The organism is Larkinella punicea (assembly GCF_003334855.1).
In the GTDB taxonomy this organism is placed as follows: Bacteria; Bacteroidota; Bacteroidia; order Cytophagales; family Spirosomataceae; genus Larkinella; species Larkinella punicea.
The window spans coordinates 82,806-100,900 of the sequence record NZ_QOWE01000007.1 but is presented as its reverse complement, the minus strand read 5'-3'; the positions used below and the strand labels follow the sequence as shown (position 1 = coordinate 100,900).

The 18,095-nt window shown below is 54.3% G+C and carries 19 protein-coding genes; 6 read left to right on the top strand and 13 right to left on the bottom strand.

Translation table 11 applies throughout. The features are described from left to right. Positions 1-29 precede the first annotated feature (29 nt). Positions 30-770 carry a methyltransferase domain-containing protein gene (locus tag DUE52_RS10000; protein ID WP_114405868.1) on the bottom strand — a complete coding sequence of 247 codons (741 nt, stop codon included), beginning with the start codon at positions 768-770 and terminating at the stop codon, positions 30-32. Positions 771-1,017: 247 nt separating this feature from the next. Between DUE52_RS10000 and DUE52_RS09990 the strand changes: the two genes are divergently transcribed. Genes DUE52_RS09990 through DUE52_RS09980 form a run of 3 tightly spaced genes read left to right on the top strand, consistent with a single transcriptional unit; the run spans position 1,018 to position 3,001 of the window. Further along, positions 1,018-2,340, top strand: coding sequence for a hypothetical protein (locus DUE52_RS09990; protein WP_114405866.1), 1,323 nt, complete (start codon positions 1,018-1,020; stop codon positions 2,338-2,340). A 15-nt stretch (positions 2,341-2,355) separates the two neighbouring features. Beyond that, complete coding sequence (locus DUE52_RS09985) at positions 2,356-2,733, top strand: hypothetical protein (protein ID WP_114405865.1); 378 nt, start codon at positions 2,356-2,358, stop codon at positions 2,731-2,733. After that, a complete protein-coding gene (locus DUE52_RS09980; RefSeq protein ID WP_114405864.1) occupies positions 2,723-3,001 on the top strand; it encodes a Txe/YoeB family addiction module toxin in 279 nt (92 codons plus the stop codon). The genes DUE52_RS09985 and DUE52_RS09980 overlap by 11 nt, the downstream gene beginning before the upstream one ends. A 173-nt stretch (positions 3,002-3,174) precedes the next feature. Here DUE52_RS09980 and DUE52_RS09975 read toward each other — a convergent pair whose 3' ends face one another. The 5 genes from DUE52_RS09975 to DUE52_RS09955 all read right to left on the bottom strand — a co-directional run bounded on the left by DUE52_RS09975 (position 3,175) and on the right by DUE52_RS09955 (position 6,523). Further along, positions 3,175-3,348, bottom strand: a complete 174-nt coding sequence (locus DUE52_RS09975) for a DUF1059 domain-containing protein (protein WP_114405863.1) — start codon at positions 3,346-3,348, stop codon at positions 3,175-3,177. 22 nt (positions 3,349-3,370) lie between these two features. Then, positions 3,371-3,817 carry a DsrE family protein gene (locus DUE52_RS09970; protein WP_114405862.1) on the bottom strand — a complete coding sequence of 149 codons (447 nt, stop codon included), beginning with the start codon at positions 3,815-3,817 and terminating at the stop codon, positions 3,371-3,373. A 78-nt stretch (positions 3,818-3,895) separates the two neighbouring features. Beyond that, complete coding sequence (locus DUE52_RS09965) at positions 3,896-4,525, bottom strand: Crp/Fnr family transcriptional regulator (RefSeq protein WP_114405861.1); 630 nt, start codon at positions 4,523-4,525, stop codon at positions 3,896-3,898. 155 nt (positions 4,526-4,680) lie between these two features. After that, complete coding sequence (locus DUE52_RS09960; protein ID WP_114405860.1) at positions 4,681-5,511, bottom strand: phosphatase PAP2 family protein; 831 nt, start codon at positions 5,509-5,511, stop codon at positions 4,681-4,683. 112 nt (positions 5,512-5,623) lie between these two features. Next, the gene (locus tag DUE52_RS09955; protein ID WP_114405859.1) at positions 5,624-6,523 is read right to left on the bottom strand and encodes a bestrophin family protein; all 900 of its coding nucleotides are present in this window, start codon (positions 6,521-6,523) and stop codon (positions 5,624-5,626) included. A gap of 459 nt (positions 6,524-6,982) precedes the next feature. On the opposite strand from DUE52_RS09955, the gene DUE52_RS09950 reads away from it, so the two are divergent. Beyond that, positions 6,983-8,035, top strand: a complete 1,053-nt coding sequence (locus DUE52_RS09950; protein ID WP_114405858.1) for a dienelactone hydrolase family protein — start codon at positions 6,983-6,985, stop codon at positions 8,033-8,035. Positions 8,036-8,052: 17 nt separating this feature from the next. Here DUE52_RS09950 and DUE52_RS09945 read toward each other — a convergent pair whose 3' ends face one another. Next, positions 8,053-8,529: an FKBP-type peptidyl-prolyl cis-trans isomerase gene (locus tag DUE52_RS09945; protein ID WP_114405857.1), complete on the bottom strand. Its 477-nt coding sequence runs from the start codon at positions 8,527-8,529 to the stop codon at positions 8,053-8,055. Between the two features lie 236 nt (positions 8,530-8,765). Here DUE52_RS09945 and DUE52_RS09940 point away from each other — a divergent pair, with 236 nt between their 5' ends. Both DUE52_RS09940 and DUE52_RS09935 read left to right on the top strand, forming a co-directional pair. Continuing rightward, the gene (locus DUE52_RS09940; RefSeq protein WP_114405856.1) at positions 8,766-9,029 is read left to right on the top strand and encodes a hypothetical protein; all 264 of its coding nucleotides are present in this window, start codon (positions 8,766-8,768) and stop codon (positions 9,027-9,029) included. Between the two features lie 94 nt (positions 9,030-9,123). After that, positions 9,124-9,411 carry a hypothetical protein gene (locus tag DUE52_RS09935; RefSeq protein WP_114405855.1) on the top strand — a complete coding sequence of 96 codons (288 nt, stop codon included), beginning with the start codon at positions 9,124-9,126 and terminating at the stop codon, positions 9,409-9,411. A 23-nt stretch (positions 9,412-9,434) separates the two neighbouring features. Here the strand turns inward: DUE52_RS09935 and DUE52_RS09930 are convergent, their stop codons facing one another. The 6 genes from DUE52_RS09930 to DUE52_RS09905 form a co-directional block, all read right to left on the bottom strand. Then, positions 9,435-9,881: a YHS domain-containing (seleno)protein gene (locus DUE52_RS09930; RefSeq protein ID WP_114405854.1), complete on the bottom strand. Its 447-nt coding sequence runs from the start codon at positions 9,879-9,881 to the stop codon at positions 9,435-9,437. 34 nt (positions 9,882-9,915) lie between these two features. Next, positions 9,916-10,539, bottom strand: a complete 624-nt coding sequence (locus DUE52_RS09925; protein WP_114405853.1) for a LysE family transporter — start codon at positions 10,537-10,539, stop codon at positions 9,916-9,918. After that, positions 10,536-11,654, bottom strand: coding sequence for an ATP-grasp domain-containing protein (locus tag DUE52_RS09920; protein ID WP_114405852.1), 1,119 nt, complete (start codon positions 11,652-11,654; stop codon positions 10,536-10,538). The genes DUE52_RS09925 and DUE52_RS09920 overlap by 4 nt, the downstream gene beginning before the upstream one ends. Continuing rightward, complete coding sequence (locus DUE52_RS09915) at positions 11,632-12,378, bottom strand: NRDE family protein (protein WP_114405851.1); 747 nt, start codon at positions 12,376-12,378, stop codon at positions 11,632-11,634. The genes DUE52_RS09920 and DUE52_RS09915 overlap by 23 nt, the downstream gene beginning before the upstream one ends. Before the next feature lie 173 nt (positions 12,379-12,551). Beyond that, positions 12,552-14,027 (bottom strand): sigma-54-dependent transcriptional regulator, encoded by a 1,476-nt coding sequence (locus DUE52_RS09910; RefSeq protein ID WP_114405850.1) that lies wholly within the window; start codon positions 14,025-14,027, stop codon positions 12,552-12,554. A 4-nt stretch (positions 14,028-14,031) separates the two neighbouring features. Next, on the bottom strand, positions 14,032-17,889 hold the full coding sequence (locus DUE52_RS09905; RefSeq protein ID WP_114405849.1) for a hybrid sensor histidine kinase/response regulator: 3,858 nt from the start codon (positions 17,887-17,889) through the stop codon (positions 14,032-14,034). Positions 17,890-18,095 lie beyond the last annotated feature (206 nt).

The window sequence follows — 18,095 nt, the reverse complement described above, 5'->3', positions numbered from 1 at the left end:
GGACAAATGGCGGCAATTTTGGAATTCGTTCAAGCTATCTTGTTTTGATACACTACCGTCAGGCCGGGTCGGAATCCGGCGGGCATCAGGCTGAAGAAACGGTTCAGATAACGCCACTTTTTTTGCGGAAAAGGGGGATGCTCTCCATTGATCGGTCGGTATTGGTAATCAAAGTAATTGTTGTATGAAACGTATATAGGAGCCAATCCTGCCTGTTGACCATACCGGCATAACTCTTCAGCCGTATACTCCCGAAAGTGACCGGGGTTGTCGTGTTGAGTTCGGATTAATTCATATGGATTGTGGCCCAGAATCATCTTTACCCTTTTGTGGAGGGCTACAGCATTTGGAGTCTGGACAATTAAAATACCGTCTTTTTGCAACACTGATTTTAAAAATGGGTATACCAATAACGGTGAGGTGTATAGGTGCTCAATCACTTCGGCCATCACGATCGCTCCGTATCGGGGCAAATCGGTTCGGTAGCGGTCGGGAAACTGGCAGTCGTTGAGGTTATAAAAATAGTGGTGCCCGTAGGGGGTTGGTCCTTCTTTTTCGAATCCCAGTGTATCGATGGGGCGTTTAAAGTGGGTTTTCAAAATGTCTGTCAGGCGGGAAACGCCGATGTCGAGCAGGGGCGTGTCAGAGGCTAAAAACCGGTTTAGTAATTCCAGTGTCGTTGCGTATCGATGTGCATGATAAAGGGTATATCCATCACCAGGATAGGCAGAATGAATTTGCCGGACAAGTTCGGCACGCGCAATGGTCATGAGAAGGAAGGCTATTGAATCAAAAAGAGTAGGACAAATGTATCATATTTACTTAACTGTTTCTACTCAAAAATTAATTTGATTTCTTTCGATTAACTTCGAAACCGGCAGTGCTACGACCAAAAGGCTTTGCGCCATTCCGCACCGGGAATTTTCAAACAGCAAAACCACCGGTTCAAATAACGAACCTTGCCGGGTAGAAGGTATCGACGGAAATTTGAGGAAACGTCTATCCTTTTTGCCCGCCATGCTTTCTTTTCGCCCATTGTCCCTGATCGGGGCTCGCCCGCTCTTTCTGTGTTTTGTCCTGTGGTTCGGAGCCTGCAAACCCGCCGGGCAGGAGCCGGAGCAAGCCAGCGGACCGCCCGCCATCACCGAAGTGGGTCAGTCGATTGGGCCGCTGGCCACCAAAACCATTGGCCCCGCCGGCGGAACACTCACCTCCACCGACGGTCGGCTAACGCTGGCCATACCCTCCGGGGCACTCTCCGCCGAAACCGCCCTGACCGTAGAACCGGTCGAAAACACGGCGCCCAACGGCGTGGGGCGGGGCTACCATTTTGGCCCCGAAGGCACCCGCTTTGCAAAACCGGCTTCCTGGACCTACCACTACCAACCCGGCGAGTTCAACGGGGTTGGTCCGGTCGCCATCGCCGTCCAGCAACCCGACCGAAGCTGGGTACTCACGCAGGGCGCCCGGCAGGATACGGCCAACCGGACGATTACGACCCAAATCCGGCATTTTAGCTGGTGGTCACTGGTGACGCAATACCAACTTATCCCGCCAGCCGATACCATGCTGCTCAATACCAAAAAGAAATTTGAAGTGCAATACACCGATTATCCGGGCGGCTTCCCGAAGTTTGACGCGGATGGCAAAGACTTTCTGGCTCCCCTGGGCTGGGTTCTGTCGGCAAAGCCGTCGGTGATTAAATCGATTACCCTCAACGGGCAGAAATCGGGGGGCGATGCGGGTAGCTTTCAGCTCCTGCCGGGGGCAGATAAAACCGTGATTGAGTATACGTCGCCCGACAAGCAGCCTGCCCGCAACCCCGTTGCGCTGACCTTGGAATTGCAGTTGCCGGGAACAGGACTTTTTATGCTGACGTCGAACATTTTCATAAAACCACCGATCACGTTCCAGGTAGAGGGCCGTGAGTTTAAGAAAATTTACGGAGGAGCCAGCCTGCTGAACAGTCCGCAGGTGGGGACGTGGCTTCAGTTCATCATTCACGAACAGGATTCGCCGAACAATAAACAGCATAACGTTACGGTTTCGGTGAAAAACCCAACCGTTGGCGGGTTCCCTTTCGGTGAACAAGTCGAAGTTTCAGGCATTTTTCCTTCCCAGAAGCACACGGGGTATGTGCATAGTTGGATAGAGACCGATGATAGCAAACAATACGCCAATGGCAAGGTGATTATCACGAACATTGACCGGAAGAACAAATTGCTGGAAGGATCCATCAGTGGCAGTCTGGTGTATCACAATCAGCCAACCCCGGATTATCCCCGCATTCACGACATCGCCCGTTTCAGTGCTACGTTTACCCTGCCGTTGGCGGAATGAAAAAACGGGAATGATTTGATACCTTTCAGGCTAATTGAAGGACAATCACTCGGTTATTTTGTCGTTGAATACCAATTTTTTGCCAAAATTTCCCGTTATTTGTATGTCGTCAATTGGACAAAAAACGATTGCGGCCTGGGATCGGCCAGGGTATTAAACGTACTCAAAAGAGGCATGGAAACTTTCAGTATTCATATCAAAACAGACGGTCGTCATCTGGATGCCTTTAAACGTTTGGCAAAAGCCGTTGGAGCAACCATCACCACAAAGACTCTGACCGAACCGGCAGGCACTCTTGAGCAAAAGATCGAAGAGGGAAATCAGGATTTTCGGGAAGGCCGTGGTACGCGCATGTCCGTTGAGCAGCTTCACGAATTAGTCAATGCCATTTGAAGTTGGCAAGCGTGAAGCCAATTTCTCGGCGCGTGCACTGGAAGAACTTTACACCTGGATTGCTACGAATCCTAAAATAGCCAAAAAGCTCGTTGAATTAATCTCAGAATGCTGCCGAAATCCGTATGAAGGGAAAGGGAAGCCTGAAGGATTAAAAAACAACCTAAAAGGCTATTGGTCACGCAGAATTACCGATGAGCATCGGCTCGTTTATAAAGTTGAGCCCACCGTTATTTTGATTTATTCGTGTTACGGACATTATGAATAACTTCAGTCCGGGCGATCCTACTTTATCCCATTTGTTAGCGAGCCGATTTTGCGGGATTTTACCGATCGAATCCATTGATCCGATCGGTATTTTGCTACACTACCTAAAAAACCGCCTTTTTGCGCGAACAAAGCGGTAAATTTCTCACGGCCTTGCCAGCCGGATATCGGCTTTCAGGCTTCCTCTTTGATCAGCGTTTTGACCTGTTCGGCCAATTCCGGCGTAACCGTCATGCCGTGAACCGTAAAGGCGTGTTCAGCCGCCTGTTGCAATACTTCTTCGTCAGTGGTGCCTTTGATAACGCCTTCACAATCGAAGCCGACGTCGCGGCAATGGAGAGTTTTCATGGTTTTATGGAGTTTGGAATGGTTAATACGTGAACAGGCGGTCGCTCTCCGTAGCCAGCCGAATCAGCACGGTGGGCAAGGCAAACTCGGCCGGTTTGTCTTTCAGGTCTGCCGGGGTCATTCCGCGGGCTTTCGCGGAGTTGCCGGAGAGGTAAAACCGCCCGTTTCCCTTCACAATGGCATCGTAATGCTCACGAAGGTTGCCGGTGCCTACGCCGGTCAACTGGTTGAGGGTTTCTTCCTGTAACAGCTTCACGCCGTCGCCCGCCAGAAACAGATTGACCGCGTGGCCTTCTTCAAGGGCGGTTTTGGCCACCAGAAAAGCCAGGGCGGCCCGGGTGGGGTCCTGGCTTTGCGTAATGTGAATAAGAAACGTCAGCTTCTTTGGCGGAGGGGTGCCGGGGTTCGATTGCGCTTGCATAACGGAAAAGGAGAGGAGAAAAATGATGTGGATACAATACGTTTTCATCCTGTTAGCGGTTGGTTAGCACAAATCTATACCACCCTACCGCCAAAAAACGGTATCAAAAGATACATAAAGCACAAATTATTTTAGCCGAATAGAGCCTCTGAACAATTTGACTTTACCCTGTTGTTCAAACCCTTTCAGGATGCGGGAAATAACGACCCGCGTTGTGCCCAGTTCGTAGGCCAGATTCTGGTGGGAAATGGCAATTTGGGCGGTATTTTCTTTTTTAGCCCGGTCGGTCAGGTAGGAGAGGACCCGTTTGTCGATCGGATCAAAGGCGACGCTTTCAAACGATCCCAGCAATTCGTCGTAGCGACTGCGAAAGGTCTGGATCAGGTAGGCGTTCCAGGAAGAATATTTCAATTGCCATTCGTTGACAAGCCGGGTCGGAAAAACGAAGATTTCGGACGGTTTGGTGGCCACCCCATACGATGTGCTGGTGTGATTGAAATAGGCAGCGGAAAGCGACATCATGCACGTCTGGCCTTCCCGAACGTAGTAGAGCAGAATTTCCCGGTCTTCTTTTTGCTGGAAAACCCGGATTTCCCCTTTGATCACGATGGGCAAAAAATCCAGGTATTGCCCCTCCCGAACCAGGGTATCGTCTTTGTTGACCGTGATAAATTTTCCGTGGGTCAGCATTTCCTGACGAAGCGCCGACTCCGTAAAAACCAGAGGCAGTTTGGCTAGGATTTCGCTTTCTTCCATGCAGATGGATCGATTAGGATGGGGACAGATGGTTTCGGATTCGCCCGGAAAGCCCGGTTACCAAAGATAACAATCTGCACGAATCTTAGCGGTGATTCGCGGGATAATCGGGCTGATAATTAATAAGTTGTCTATTAAGGGAATTCGTTAGCCGGTTAAAACCGGTACCTAAACGCGATTCCCCGCTGGCCAGTAAAGGTGAACGTCGGCTGCAGGCTGAGTTGGCCGGTTTTTCGGCGGATGCGATGAATTTCCGGAATCCCGATTCCGCAGGCGGCTCCAACGAGAAAACCCGTCAGCACATCCGTCCGAAAATGTTTGCCGGCGTGCATTCGGTTGAACCCGACCAAAATGGGCGGGATGGCGGCCCCCGAAAACACCGCCACCCGTTTCCAGCCCCTGATGCGGTAAAAATCCGTCAGAATTTTGGCCCCAAAAAACGTGGCCGTGGTGCTGAAAGAGACATGCCCGCTGTAGAACGAATTGCTTTTGGCATTCCCGATTTTCTCCGAGACTGGAATCGCTGGATTATAGGTCAATGGCCGGGCCCGCCGGATCGAGAATGAAGTAGCAAAATAAAGCAGGTTATTGACCGCGTGCGCTGTTGTATATAAAGTCAACACATCCAGCCCTTTGTGCCGGATTCGGTTGCTCAGCATCAACAGCAACGGGCTGGCAATCGACAGATTCAGAAACCGGTCGGATCGTTGCTGGGCCGCTTCAAACCGGGCGGGGTCGAAATAGGCGACGGGCCGGTCGAAGGCATTGATGCGGGTCGGGTCGAGTTGGGCAATGTCGCCGGCGTCGAAACTGGCGTAGCGGTCGAGTTGCCGGTACCCAAAAAACGAAGCGCCCAGCACGGTGAGCGAAGCCGGTAATTCGTAGGCCCGGTATACCCGGTATGGCGAGCGATTGGCGGAATCCAACTGCCCGAAAACCGGCAGAAACTGGATTAACAGTACAAGGATGGACAGGTATACTTTCATAGGTTGGCAGGCAGCACAACAAGTATACCAAATTTTAGACGCATTGACGGTATTCCCAAGGATTTTGTCATTACCTGGATTTAGAAGGGGAGTTCCCGGCTACCTGTGGAAGCTACAGGGTGTAAAAGTCGTACGGCAGCAGCTTGGGCGGTATTTCTTTATAATCCGTCATGGTTTTGAGGTTGATCTCAATGTTGCGCGCAATCGACGTCATGGGGGTGTCGGTGGGCTGGTTTTCAAACGGGTCCTGGAGTTGAACGGCACTTTTTTCGAGCAACAGAAAGGCGCAGGAAATCAGCGTCACCAGCGGCACATCCAGATAATACAGATCCGCTTCGAAACAGAACGGTAAAATGGCGGCAAAAAGATAAATGAACAATTGCAAGTTGAACGTATAGGTACGGGGAAAAGGCGTGTTCTTGATCCGTTCGCAGCGCCCCATCGAGTCGGTCAGGGTGTTCAGGGTGGTGCTGATCTGCACCATTTGATAGTCCGACAGTTGCCCGGTTCGGTAAAGCTGGCCAACGGCCAAACCGTGTTCGAGCATCAGCGCATTGGGTCGGTTATCGGTTGCCAGAATGGCCTCGACGGTGGCCGGCAGTAGAAATTCCTGCAATCGCCGTTCGACTTCATGCCCCCGCAGCGAATCGCCCAGCACAAAACACCAGGCGCATTGCCGCTGTACAAAGGCGTGAATGATCATTTGCTGGTTGGGTGTCACGGGCAGAAACATCTGGAGTTGCCGGATCAAACTGCGGCTGTCGTTGACGATGGCTCCCCAGATAATCCGGGCTTCCCACCAGCGGTCGTAAGCCTGATTGGTGCGAAAAGCCAGGAGCAGCGAAATGCAGGTGCCCAGCAAAGTTGGAATCGCAATGGGAATGGTCAAATACCGGAGGTGAAAAAAGTACTTGGCCAAAACGACCACATTGGCAAACAGAAACACCAGCAGAGCCTCCCGGCGTATTTTTCGAAACAAAAAAGTGAACGGAATTGATTTGTCAAGTAACATGATTCTGGCAGATAAGGAATACGGTTTTGGTGATTGCGTTTTTTGAATAAGATCGTACAAAAAAAAGCCAGACGACGGAAGTCCTCTGGCCCTATGATATCGCTACTGAAACGGTTATTTTTTCAATCAGACACTTTTCACAGCAACCCCGCTTGGGCGCGATTTACAACTACAAAACCCGCCCCGGAAAAAAATGTTTATAAGGTGGGAATAATTTTTTCCGGTAAAGTTTCGCCAGGGGATCGACTACAGGCCTTTCGCTTTCTGCCCCTAAATCCCCTAAAGGGGACTTGGACGCGGCTTAATCCAGATGCTATAAGTCCCCTTTAGGGGATTTAGGGGCAGAAAGCGAAAGTTTGATAGAATTATCTGACGTAAGTCCTAGACTAGTCACTTTTTGTGATAATTTCAGCAATTCACCTCGTCTCAGATCTGGACGTGGTAACCGGTTTTCTCACCATGAAACACACGAGACGGAATTTTATGAAGTCGCAACTGATGGGCGGACTTGGCGTGCTATCCACCGCCGGTAGTTTGCCAATGGCGGACGGTTTGCAACCCACCCCCCCGATTTTGTCGGCCGAGGCCTTGCGGAAACACTACCAGACCTGCCTGGGCGGGCCCTTTGCGAAAGCCTCACCCTTGCTGCCGCAGCTTCGGGAAACGATGCCGAAAGACGGCTACCGCATCGAGTCGATCACCTACGAGGTGGAGCCCAACGACCGGGTTCCGGCGCTGTTGCTGATCCCGGAATCGGCGACGGCTCAAAAACCGGCACCGGCCATTGCCGTCTGGCACCAGCACAATGGCGAATATCACCTGGGCAAATCCGAGCCCGCCGGTTTGGCCGGCAATCCGATGCACCACACCGCCGTGGCACTGGTGCGCGAAGGCTACGTCGTGCTGTGTCCGGATGCGCTTTGCTTCGAGGAAAGGCAGGACCCGACCGGGAAGCTGAAAAAAGGCGATTATGAACGCTTTGAGTTTCTGCGTCAGGTGGTGCGGGGGCGCAGTATGGCCTGGAAAAATGTGCTGGAAATGCGCCGGGCGGTCGATTACCTGTGTAGCCGCCCGGAAGTACGTGCCGACCGGATCGGTTGCTACGGTCACTCGATGGGATCCACGCATTCGTGGCTGGTGGGGCCGCTCGAAAGCCGCCTGAAATGCATCGTCGGAAATTGTTGTCTGCCGTCCTATGCCGCCATCGAGCACGAACACCTGCTGCACTGCTTTCCGAATTTCGTGCCGGGTTGGCTTCAGTATGGCGATACACCCGACATTGCGGCCCTCATTGCGCCCCGGGTTCTGCACCTGAACTTTGGGGAAGAAGACTCGGGTTCGCCGATTGACTTTGTTCGGAAGGCCATTCCCCACATTGCTCAAGCCTACCAGAAAGCCGGTGCCGCCGGGAATTTCACCGCCTTCATTGAACCGGGGCAGGGCCATGTGCTGTCCGACGCCATGTGGACGAAGGCCAAAGCGGTTTTCGCCCAACACCTTCAGAGCGGCTAACCGGGTCGAAAACGTCCTTAATTACTCTGGATGAGGTCGATCGTGAACACCAGAATCGAATTGGCCGGAATCCCGTTCAGGGCCTGTGCACCATACGCTAAACTGGGGGGTAAATACAGCGTAATGCTGCCACCGGGGGCAATCAGCGGAATGCCTTCCTGCCAGCCCACAATGAGCTGGTTTAAGCCAAAGGTGATGTTGCTCGAACTGTCGAAGGTGGTTCCGTTGGTCAGTTTCCCTACGTAGTTGACGGTCACGGCGGAACACAGCGTTGGTTTGGTTCCGGTGCCTGGCGCTTGAATGCTGTAATAAAACCCCCGTCCATCGGCCATCGCGGAAATGCCGCTGGAGTCGATATACTTTTTCAAAGCGGCAATTTCCGAATCGGGTGCCTTGAGGGTAGGAATGGTGGGGTCGCAGGGAGCCTGTTCGGCCTGTTGGCAACTGCCGGCCAGCAAGGCCCAGGCCACTAGTATAAATCCGTATCGTTTCATAGCAAACAAATGGGCCGCAAGCTACAGCATTCGCCGAACATACCCTACAGACCGGGCTATTTTAGTCTTCCCGAATCATCGCAATCCCTCTCATCTGCGACATAAAGGCCAGGTAGTAAACATTTCTAATTACAAAAAAAAGGTCGTGAGATACGGGTTCCGGGAGTTTCTACTATCTTACGGCCGACAAACGTATACTATCCCGGTTAGCTTGTCTACCTTATTCTGCTCAACACATGTGGCTTTACTTTTCGCTTTGCTATTCCCAGGGGAAAAACCGTTCCTGCCGACTCTACTCCAATGAACTGGAGCACCTGATGGAGGTATTAAATTATTTTGCCGGTTCCGGATGCCGGCTTCTTTCAGCGTTTCTGGTCGATGATGAGGGAAAACGGACCGACCTGCCCTTAATGGCTTTTGATGGCTCACCGGTAACCAGTGGCATGTATGGGCTGGAACGGGAATATGAGCGGGCCTTGAAAACGCCTTTGTGCGAATAGGCCGACAACGTTAAATGCCTGAATAATAGGTTATGCCAAATGAATTACCTACCTTCTGGAAATCGATGCAAAATCGCCGAAGGGGTAGACTGGTATGGAAACGTTAGAAATGGGTCTGGCAAAATTCAGGTTGTCATTTAAACCGTCGGAGGCTTCTCCAACGGTAATATTCTGGGATGAAAAATTTGCGAGAGACGATGAAGACCGTTTTTTTAAAGTGGTCGACAAAATGGTGAAATATGCACTTCGAAAAGGAGATGCCAGCCGGAAGTTTCCGTATGAGAGTGCCGTCGGAAATCTCCGGCTCTACATCAAACTCGTGGACAACGACCGCGTATGGTTTTATAACTTGCTAAAAAAATACCAGGACGAAACCGCGTAGTCGTTTCGTCCCCGGCACCGATCCTATTTCTTCTCTTTTGCTTCCACCCAATTCGTATCTGCTTTCTGAATGTAGCCAGGCCGGTCCTTGTCCCATTCCGTCCGTACTTTCTGGTTGTAATTGAAATAGAGCTTATTATCGACAATTGTCCAGGCATCGGGTTGGGTAGGTGCTTTGTAGCCTCTCGACATGCCGAAGGCACAATACCCGCCGTATTGGGGGGCAAACCGTTCGGGTTCGGCCTGAAAAGCCGCTTTGTTTTTCTCGCTGGCAAAATGCCACTGGGCGCCCTGCCATGTCCAGGTCAGAGAGTCGGCGCCTAAAACGGGTTTTCCTTCCGTAAAATAACCCACCGGATCATAGCCGCCCAGGGCTTTATCGGCTGTTGAAAAGATTACGGGTTTCTGGGCAAAAACCGGGGTAGCAAGAAACAAAAAGAGGACGGTCAAACGGACAAAATTGCGTTGCATAATGAATTGGGGTTAGTAGATCAATCGTAAAAACTCATCGGTTCGATGCCAGTACCAGGCCCTGAACAATGGCCAGGCCGACAAACAGCCAGCCCATGACGCGGTCGAACCGGTGAAGGTGGGCCACCAGAATAGCATTCAGACGCTGGCTTGCGCCAACAAAAAACCACAAACCGGTCAGGGTTCCCAGCGCAATCCCCAGCACATACACCAGAACCGACGGTGAGCCCGCCAGACTGACCCAGCCTTTCCGGGTGAGCAAAACCGTGTAGAAAAGCCAGAACGGAAAAGCCGCCACGTTGACAACACTCAGGCCAAGACCCAGACCGAACGCGCTGGTTGCGGTTCGGTCGGCAGGTGTTGGCCGGCTGCTTTGTTTCCGGAGGTAGTAAAGCCCCAGCATCAACAGCAGGAGCAGGGTGAATCCGTCGGTGAGTAGTTTGAAAAAAGCGAATGGTGCAATCTGTTCCGTGAGCCACACCGCGATGTAGCCATAGAGGAACTCGATCAGGGTACAGGCCAGCGCAAATTCGAGAGCCGCCCGGAGCCCCTGCCGCAACGACACCCGAACGATGGTCAGGTTCAGAACGCCCGGCGGTAGAGACCCCAGAAAACTAACCACCCAGCCAACCACAAAATTTCCGGCGAGCAGCATCATGACGGTCTGGTGGCTTTGTCCCGTTGAATACGCCGGTAAATGGTTCGGGCTTCCCGGAAGGTCATATACGACACACCGCGTTGGTGGTTGGCCCGGCTGATGGCATACAGCACCTGCCAATGCCGGAGCAACACCCGCCAGGCCGTCCAGATCGATGAACCGGGTTGGTAAATGTGCGCTGGTTCGGCCCCGGCCCCGTTGAGTTCCAGAATCCGGATGGTTTGCCCCCGCAGAAGCTCTTCGATCGACCGGCAGCGGAGGTCGTAGCGACCGTAGTAAAAACCGTCTACCGATTGGCTGATCCGGTCGAAAACCGCCACCAGTTCCGGCGTAATCAGGTGATTGCCATCCAGAAACTTCGTGCCCCGGCAGTGGTTGCCGATGGGCTCCAGAACCGGGGTTTCTCCGGGTTCCGGCACGTGGGCTAACCGCTCGCCATACCGTTCGATCAAAGCCGGCAATTGAAGCCGGGCGCGGGGATTCCGACGGAGCAGTTCCAGCATCGTAGACTTTCCATCACCCACCACCGACAGAAATTCCTTGACCACAATGGAAGAAACCGTTCCGGTCGGCTGGCCCGGCATTCGGTAATAAAACACACCCATTTCGAGCGGTTCATCGACATATTCCTGCACAATCAGGGCTAAATCCTTCGGCGTCTCGTTCAGATATGCCGTCAATTCGGCGACAGAATGGATTTTTTCGACCCGCCATCCCCGCTCTCCGCGGTCGGGTTTGACTACGACGGGAAACCAGCAATCGGCCAGCAGCAGTTGATCCAGCATGGTGTTGATCGTGGGTTGCTGAAAAAACAGGGTTTTCGGTTTGTATGACGCGTCGATGCGGTTCAGAATGTCCATTTTCGACTCACCCAGCATCCCGCCCGATTCAATGCCGGGGTTACTGGCCGAAAAGAAAAACCAGGAACGGGCCTTGAGCGCGAGCCAGCCGTAGTAGAGCAATACCGGGAAATAGACCACGGAAAACGGCCAGTATTCCCAATGCCGGAGCCGAATCAGAAACCGGTCTGTCCGCTGGCTGAGCCGGTCGGTCCAGCCCGGAACCGCAGCAGAAGCCGGAGTGCGGAGACGTTCAGTGGGCGTAGCGAAGCTCATGGGATGGCGTTAGTTGCTGATATAGGAATCGGGAGGTTGTCAGGTCTTCGTAGAAAATCTCGGTGTTGTCCGGGCGGTGCCGAACGGTGGTCAGGCTGAGGGTTTGCATCCCGTCTCCCCGGTTCACCAACACCGCATTCTGTGGGTCGTCCCGGCCGGCCTGCTTGTGAAACTGGCGAATACCGGCCACGGTAAACTGCGTTTGTTGCCGGATCCACGTCTGAAACCAGGCTTCGCGACGGGCAACCACGGAGGGTGTATAGAGCGTCGAAGACGACCAGATGGCGGGTTGAGCCGGGTCAGGCTGGCGGCTGTGGGCGGTTTTTCCATCCCAGCGCACTTCCCAAAGCTGCCCCGGTTGCAGGATGAGCAGCGTAAAGGGTTCGAGGTTTTCAAAATCAAAACCGGCCAGCCATTCGCCCGGAGAGGCATACCGGAACACCTCCAGAACCACCAGCCCCCGGCTGTGGCGGTAGGGCGGATGGGCCGTATGCGCCTGAAAAGCCCCGTTCAGCAGGCAAACCGTGGTAGGCGTAAAACCGGGTTCGTGGGCGGTAGCAATCCACGAACCGTGTCCCTGTGGGTCCTGCGGGAAGTAAACCGCTTGCCCGTTGAGGGTCGCTTTGACGGGAAAACGCGCCGAAGGCCGGGCGGTTTTTTCATCGCGGCTGGCAGTTAGCAGATACTCACCCTTCGCCAGGGGAAGGTAGGAAACGGTACACATAGCGTAAACGAATGAACAGGTATGATCTGGTAATCAAGTCGTATGCCAGTAGCTTATGGTTTGGGTAATGGGTTGATGTCTAAATGGTTAGAGGGTTTGTTGGGGCCAGGGTAGAACAGATTTTGTTACGGTATTTCAGGAATGTCAGGACATTTCAGGAGGTGTTCGGCGAGTCAGGGGCGGGTGATGCCGAGTTTTTTCATCTTCGATTCGAGCGTGGTTGGAATGACATCCAGAATCCGGGCGGCTCCGTGATCCCCGCTGACTTTCCAGTGGGTGGATTCCAGCACGGCGATGATGTGGTTGCGCTCGCATTCTTCCAGCGTCAGGGGCGTCACTTTGCGGGCCAGCGGATTCTTGCGGTCGCGCCAGTCGGTGCCCGTCCAGTCGCCGAGTTCAAGCTGTCGGCCGGTCGAACTGATCAGCGAGCGTTCGATGATGTTCTCCAGTTCGCGGATGTTGCCGGGCCAGTTGTACGCCGTCAGTGTCTCGATCACGCGGGTCGGAATGACTTCAATCCGGCGGTTCAGATCGGGGCCGTGTTTGTCGCAAAAGTGCCGAACCAGCAGCGGAATGTCCTCTTTTCGCTCACGGAGGGGCAGGCTTTTAACCGGAAACACATTCAGCCGGTAATACAAATCTTCGCGAAAGCGGCCGTTTTCAATTTCAACTTCCAGATCACGGTTCGTGGCCGCCAGCACCCGAACATTGACGCGCAGGGTTTTGGTGCCGCCGACGCGCTCAAATTCACCTTCCTGCAACACCCGCAGCAGTTTGGATTGCAGATCGAGGGGCATTTCACCGATTTCATCCAGAAAGATGGTGCCGTTCTGAGCCAGTTCAAACCGCCCGGTTTTCTGGCTGGTCGCGCCGGTAAAGGCTCCTTTTTCGTGACCAAACAGTTCGCTCTCGATGAGCGTAGGCGGCAAAGCCGCGCAGTTGACTTTCACCAGCGGTTTGTTTTTCCGGCCACTGTGCTCGTGAATGGCCCGCGCCAGCAGTTCTTTGCCCGTACCGGATTCGCCCAGAATCAGCACTGTCGTATTGGTGGGGGCCACCTGCTCTATTTTGGTCAATACACGCCGGAACGACGCACTTTGGGTTACGATTTCGCTGAAACCGGTGGTCTGGCTGATCTCATCGCGGAGGTAAGAATTTTCGGCCTGAAGCTGATCTTTCAGCGTTTCCAGTTCGGCCAGGGCGCGGCTGAGGGCTTCGGTTCGTTCCTGAACCCGCTGTTCGAGCTGTTCGTTGAGCTTCTCCAGATCATGACGCATTTGCCGCAAGGCCAGGTGCGTTTGAACCCGCGCCAGAACTTCGGGCAACTGGAACGGTTTGGTGATGTAATCCACTGCGCCCATGTTGAAACCGTTGATTTTGTCGATGGATTCGGTCAGGGCGGTCATGAAAATCACCGGAATGTCGGCGGTCGCAGGGTTGTTTTTGAGCTGTCGGCAGGTCTCGAAACCGTTCAGGCCGGGCATCATCACGTCGAGCAGAATCAGATCGGGCCGGGCGTGGCGAACCTGTTCGAGCGCGCTTTTTCCGTCGCGCTCGGCCAGCACGCGGTACCCATAATGGGTCAGCGCATCGAATAAAATACTGATGTTGTGGGGCGTATCGTCAACGACAAGAATACTGGCGGACATAAGGTTAGGGAGTGTCGAGGAGTTGGGTTAAATAATCCCGGATTTGTCGGGTATCAAACTCCGCGGCCCAGTGGCGTAAGCGATTAGCAAACGGACCGAACGCGGAATCGTGTACTTCAAGGTCGGATAGTGTATCCAGAATGCTTCGAATGTCACCCTGCCGGGCCTTGTCGAGCAAGGCATTCAGGTCGTCATGGCCCGGAATGACCAGTTCGGCGGTGTCAGTCGGCGGGGAGGTTACCGGCTTTCCTGTTTCGAAATCATCAGCCGCGTATCGCCAGTGCAAACCCAGTTGCTCCCCGATTTTAACCAGCAAACTGTCTACATCGACGGGTTTGGCGACAAAATCATCGAAGCCCTCACTGAGCGAACGTTGCTGGTTCTGTTCGAAAACATTGGCGGAAAACGCAATGATCCGGGTGTGCGCCAGTTCCTTCCGGGCGCGGAGTTGTTGCAGGGCTTCAAAGCCGTTGAGATTGGGCATCACCAGATCCATCAGAATCAGATCCGGTTTCTGGCTGATTGCCAGTTCAATGGCTACCCGTCCGTCGACGGCTTCGAGGACGACGAAACCCAGCGTTTCCAGCAGTGACACCACCACCAGTCGGTTGTCGGCATTGTCGTCGGCCACCAGCACCCGCCGTTGCAGACCCTCGTAGCCCAGAATCCGGCGTCGGTCCGGGTGGGAGACTTCCGGCGCGGGGCCACGCTGGGCCGCCGATAACGGCAGGCTGACGGTAAAAATGCTGCTTGTGCCGGGTGTGCTGACGACACTCAATTTACCGCCCATCAACTCGACCAGCTTATCCGAAATGGCCAAACCGAGGCCAGTGCCTTCGATGAACTGTTTGCCGTCCCGCACCTGGTAGAAGGGTTGAAAAATCTCGGTCAGGCGGTTTTCCGGAATACCAATCCCCGAGTCACTAACCCGGAAAACCACCCGGAACTGGCCGGGGCGCACTTCCTGACTGCTCACGACCAACTCGACGGTGCCCTGTTCCGTAAATTTCACGGCATTGCTCAGGAGATTGTTCAGGATTTGCGTCAGGCGTTTTTCGTCGCCGGAAACCACCGCGGGCAGGGGCGTCTCCACGCGGTAGGTGAACGCCAGCCCTTTCTCTTCGGCCCGAATCCGGAAGAAGGCCGACACGTTTGCCAGCAGTGCGGGCAGGGCCACCGCCGATTGCTGAAAGTCGAACCGCCGGGCTTCAATTTTGGCAATATCCAGCACCTCGTTGATCAGCGTCAGCAGGTGTTCGCCACTGGTGCGGATAATGCCCAAACCGCGTTGCTGACTGCTGCTCAGATTCGTATCGCGCTGGAGCAGTTGCGTAAAACCCAGAATGCCGTTGAGGGGCGTCCGGAGCTCGTGGCTCATGTTGGCCAGGAATTCGCTTTTCGCCCGGTTGGCCGCTTCGGCGGTTTCCTTCGCCATCTGCAATCGTGCCGATTGCGCCACCAGTTCTTCTTTTTGCTGAACCACCTGCGCCGTTCGGTCATCCACCAGGGCTTCGAGTTTCAGCTTTTCCCGCATCAACCGGCGGGTGTAATACTGGACAAAGACCGCTATCAGGAAACACCCGATGAGAATATAGAGCGCGTAGGCCCAGGGTTCGCGGAACCAGGGGCGGGTGATTTCGAACGAAAAACGGCTTTCCCGGCTCAACTGACCGTAGGAGTCGCGGGCGCGAACCAGGAAGGTATACGGGCCGGGGGGCAGGTTGGTGTAGTCTTTGCGCGTTTCCCGGCCCCATTTCGACCAAACCGTGTCGTCGGCCATCTGGGCATTTCCGGAGAGTTTATACTGAAATTCATTTTCATTGTCGCCCACAAAACTGGTGGCGGCAAACTGGAACGACAAGGCCCGGAACCGATAGGGCAACGTCAATCGGCCCTGACCGGCGGGAATACTGCCCCCGGCATACAGCAGGGAATCATTGGCCTGCAACCGGACGGCCCGGATCAAAGCCGGATAATCGGGGGGCATGGTCATCTGAGCGCCGTCGTAGCGAAACAGTCCCTCGTCATTGCCCAGCCAAACCAGCCCGTTCTGATCGGGATAGATGGCGTAGCCACCCCGACTGATCGGTTTCAGACTCAGGCTGTCACACTCCCAGGTTCCGGCTGGGTTTCGGCGGAGGGCTACTGAAGGCGTGGCAAACCACAGGTTGCGCTGGCGGTCTTCGGCAATGGCCGGGGCATCGGAGGAGGATTTGGCGAGAAGGGCACTGAATTTTGGATCGGCGGTAAACTGCTTGGTGCGGGCATCAAACCGGTACAGACGGCCCCCGGCTGCAAACAACAATCCGTCGGAGGTCGGAAAAACGTAACTTCCGGTTGCCGGACGCAACCCGGAATTCGAGTGAAAGAGGATCCGGTTGAAGTCTTTGTCGAGTTGAAAGAAACCGTTGTGCCGGGTTCCGACCCAGATGGTGCCATCGGCTGCTTCGGCGAGCGAAACACACTCGTCCCGCAGGTTCAGCACCCGGCCTGCCTCCTGCCACTGGTTGGCTTCGCGCCGGTAGAGCCGGAGTCCATTGCCCATTGCTGCCAGTAGCAGGGTCGGTTTCTGGCGGGGTCGGAGCAGGGCATGAACCGTCTGGTTTTCAGTCGGGAGCGTTTCCACAATCCGGTTCTGCCGAATTCGCCAGATGTAACCTGCCGCACCCGCCAGCAAATCCGTTCCGTCGGTCAGCAGGGTAGTGCTGGATGCGTCGGTACCCGGCACCATTTCAAAACGGTGGGTCGGGTTGTTCCAGTAAAACACGCCCAGACCGGTTCCGATGTAGAGCACTTCCGCGTGTCGTCGAATGGCCCAAACCGTGGAACGGACGTTGAGGCTGCTTTCGAAACGGCTGACGGGCAGGTTGGTTTCCACGCGGTCGAGGCCACTGCCGGTGCCGATCCAGAGCGACTTTTCACGATCCTGAAACAAACTCAGAACCGCATTCCGACGCAGCCCGTTGCTTTCATCGATTCGTTGCAGTTCCTGGCCTTGATGATTCAGAATCCGGACCCCACCCCGGGCCGTCCCAATGATGTACTGGTGCGTGCCCGCTTCGGGATTGGGAATGTAAATGGCCCGGCTGACACGAGCCTGGTGCAGCCAGTCGTCAGCCTGCGTCGGAAACGGTGAAAGGCTGGCTATCAATGGGTCATAGCGAAAAAGCCCACCCTGGCACGTAACCACCAGCAACTGATGATCGCCGGGAAACGGCAAAACCGACTCGATGGTTTGGGCGGTCAGTCGCTCGGTTCCGGGGGGCACCTCCAGAGCTTCATCTCCGGATCGGGCGGTGTTCAGGCGGAAAAAACCGCCGTTCCGGGTTTGCAAAAATACCGTGTTCTTGACAACACTGACGTGCCGGATGCCGGCCGGGATAGGCCAGATGATAATGGGCTGACCGGGCTGGTAGCGGTATATTTTTTGAGATGTGCTAAAATAAACACCCTGATCTGTGCAGAACACCCGGGCTACTTTGGGCAGCGTGCGTTCGGCCGGGGGCAACTGATCGCTGAGGGAAACGTAGCGGTTGACACCCCGCCCATCGGTTTTCAGGTAACCAAAATTCGTGTCGGTTCCGATGTAAACCGTACCGGCCGAGTCGGTTGCCACGGCGCGGGCGTTGGTGCCTGTGACGGGTAGCCGTTTCCAGGTGCTGGCATCGAATTCCAGCAAACCGTGCTGGTTGCCGAAGTACAAAACGCCCCGGTTGTCCTGGGCAATGGCCCGGTTTTCGGGGTGTGCCTGGTAGACTTTGGGTGCATAATGCTGGATAAACGGCACCCCTGCAGGCTGGCTATACGCAGCCCCGGTCAGGACACCCAGGATGATGATCAGCGGGATTACAAACGATTTCATTGACCAAGTTAACCGCAAAATTCATTCCGTTGCCCTTTCCGGCCATAAATACGCTTCTACTAATTGCATCGGGTTAAAACAGGCTGATGCCGGTGCCGTAATTCCGGTTCATATTCCCGAAATAGCGTGACTCTCCCGACATATCAAAACCGGCAGTCCGTCCGGGAACCCAGGACAACGTTCTAAAAAACCGCTTTCCGGACTGC